The organism is Maribacter aquimarinus (assembly GCF_047345505.1).
In the GTDB taxonomy this organism is placed as follows: Bacteria; Bacteroidota; Bacteroidia; order Flavobacteriales; family Flavobacteriaceae; genus Maribacter.
Window position 1 is genome coordinate 1 of record NZ_JBLFEO010000060.1, and the last position, 1955, is coordinate 1955.

At 52.0% G+C, this 1955-nt stretch carries 1 protein-coding gene; it reads left to right on the top strand.

All coding sequences use genetic code 11. From position 1 onward, the window contains the following. Window positions 1-124 precede the first annotated feature (124 nt). Complete coding sequence (gene tnpC, locus ACKWCC_RS19155) at window positions 125-1579, top strand: IS66 family transposase (RefSeq protein WP_413997580.1); 1455 nt, start codon at window positions 125-127, stop codon at window positions 1577-1579. Window positions 1580-1955: the final 376 nt, after the last annotated feature.

Below are 1955 nucleotides of genomic sequence, written 5' to 3' on the forward strand. Positions count from 1 at the left end.
CAGGAGAGTGAGGAGAAGAAAGTCGAGGATCATCAGCAAAGATTCGATTTTTAGGACTTGCCCGGGACGCCCCCTATGGGGGCTAGCCAAAGCCACCTTCTAAGAAGGTGTGGTTTTTTACTATGTGACGATAGAGGAACTACAGGTCGAGAACCAGCGGCAAAAAGAGAAGATCGCCAGTTTGGAGCAGCAGCTCGGGCAGTTGTTGAAGCTCATAAACGGCTTCAGGTCCGAGCGTTTTTCCAGTTCCCCGCCCCTGCCGGGCCAGCCCACCCTTTTCGCTGTTCCAGAGGAGTCCGTCCCACAAGAAGAGCCCGCCGAAGAGCACATCAGCTATTCCAGGAAGAAGAAGGCCCACAAGGGCCGCAACGCGCTGCCCGAACACCTGCCGGTCAGGGAGGTGGTCATCGAGCCCGAAGAAGATGTTACGGGCCTGAAGAAAATCGGGGAAGAGATCAGCGAGACCCTGGAATACACCCCGGCAAGCCTTGTCAAGAGAAGAACCATCCGCCCCAAATACGCCAAGGCGGACGGCGATGGCGTCCTTATAGCACCGCTCCCGACGCGCCCGATCGACAAGGCCATCGTCGAGGCCTGCCTGTTGGCGCATATCCTAACGGCCAAATATATCGACCATCTCCCGTTCTACCGCCAGATCCGGATGTTCAAAAGGGATTTCGGGTGGGAGCCCGCCCAAAGTACCATCTGCGGTTGGATGGCAGGCTGTTGCCAGCTGCTGGAACCGCTCTACAATGCCCTGAAACAAAAAATACTTAGGTCCGATTATATCCAGGCCGATGAAAGTCCGATCAAGGTATTGGACAGTGACAAAAAAGGAAGTGCGCACCAAGGATATCAATGGGTCTATCACGATCCCGTTCAAAAACTCGTGCTCTTCAACTACCGAAAGGGGCGTGGGCAGAACGGCCCAAAGGAACTGCTTGCGGGTTATAGCGGATATCTGCAGTGCGACGGCTATACCGTATATGACAAAATAGGGGCGGATCCCAAAATCACCCTTGCCGGATGCCTGGTACATGCCAGGCGCAAGTTCCATGATGCGCTCGACAGTGATAAAAAACGGGCACAGCTGGCTTTGGGGCTTTTTAAAAAAATGTATATGGCGGAAAGGGCCATCAAAGAAGAGGCACCGGACGATTTTGGGAAAAGGAAGGTGCTAAGGGACCAGAAGATCAAGCCGCTCTTGGTACAGATCAAAACGTGGATCGGGGCCGAACAGTTCAAGGTACTGCCCAAAAGCCCTATCGGCAAGGCCATGGCCTATTTCTTGGGCCAATACCCCAAGCTCGAGGCAATTTTCGGCGACGGGCGTATCGAACTCGACAACAACCTGATCGAGAACGCCATCCGTCCCATGGCCATCGGCCGGAAGAACTACCTCTTCTGCGGATCGCACGGTGCGGCGCAAAATGCCGCCATACTGTATGCGTTTTTCGGGAGCTGCAAAATGCGGGGTATCAACCCCAGGGAATGGCTCGAGGATACCCTGAAAAGAATCCCGGAACACAGCATACAAAAACTTGAAGAACTACTGCCCGGATATCAGACCAAGGTGTAGTTGCTCGGATGCTTACATGGTAATAGCTTGATCGTACAATAGAAATACCCTGCCTGAAGAGAACGCAATGGACAGACCCTGTTGTCTAGCAGGGATTATTGCGGCCGCAAATTGGCTTCAAAATCAATCCTTTCACTGACTTTATTGGTCCCGATGGCTCTGGACTCACACTTATAACGAAAGCCTATCGCATAATCTGGATAATAATCTTCAATTCTAACTTTATTAGGAAATGCTGATTGCCATCTAAATCTGTAACTATTCAGGTAGTAAGTTAGCGATAGTTTTAAATGCACCCAAAACGTTCTGTCCGTTCTTGACACAGGTATCCGTGACCGATCTTATGACCGCATAGGACTGTGCACCTTCGGGGGTC